The sequence below is a fragment of the Peptoniphilus faecalis genome, from assembly GCF_012976305.1.
In the GTDB taxonomy this organism is placed as follows: Bacteria; Bacillota; Clostridia; order Tissierellales; family Peptoniphilaceae; genus Peptoniphilus_A; species Peptoniphilus_A faecalis.
Window position 1 is genome coordinate 1 of sequence record NZ_JABDSR010000035.1, and the last position, 698, is coordinate 698.

Here is a 698-nt window from a genome sequence, read left to right on the forward strand (position 1 = left end):
GTACAAACACCAACTCTATATTTAATAGCTAAAAGAGATAGCGAAATAAACCTATTTAAGAAGCAAAAATATTATACAGTTGACCTATCTTATGGAGGATTGAAACTTGTATCAGATAGGATTGATAAAATTGAAGTTGCGGAACAACTATTAAATCTGTTAGAAGATGAAATAGTTATTACAGAGGTGGAAGATAAAGAAGTAAGTACAAAACCAGATAAGCCTTATGATCTCACTACCTTACAAAGAGAAGCGAATAAATATTTTGGATATTCAGCAAATGACACCTTAAATCTGGCACAAGGTTTGTATGAAAAAAAGCTAATCACATATCCAAGAACAGATAGTAGGTATTTAACCGATGACATGGTTAATACTATGAAAGAATTATTAGAAGGACTTGAAGATGATTTTAAAATCGATGAATCAAACTTTAAGTCTATTTTTAATTCATCTAAGGTTACAGACCACTATGCAATTATTCCTACTATATCAGGTATTGGAAAAGCCAAAGATTTATCTGACAAAGAAAGCAAAATCTATAATATAATTAAGAATAAATTACTTGCTTCATGTTCGGGTAACTTAAAGGAATCTAGTAGAAAAATCAGATATGAATATGATAAATTTAACTTCAATGCAAGTGGCAAGACTGTAATCGATGAAGGTTATACAAAGTATCTAAAGACTTATGGAAA

The 698-nt window shown here is 29.7% G+C and carries 1 protein-coding gene; it reads left to right on the top strand.

Features of this window, described 5'->3' with window-relative positions; all coding sequences use genetic code 11:
* Nucleotides 1–698, top strand: a 698-nt coding sequence (locus HKO22_RS10630) for a DNA topoisomerase (RefSeq protein ID WP_235932864.1), incomplete at both ends; no start/stop codon positions are given.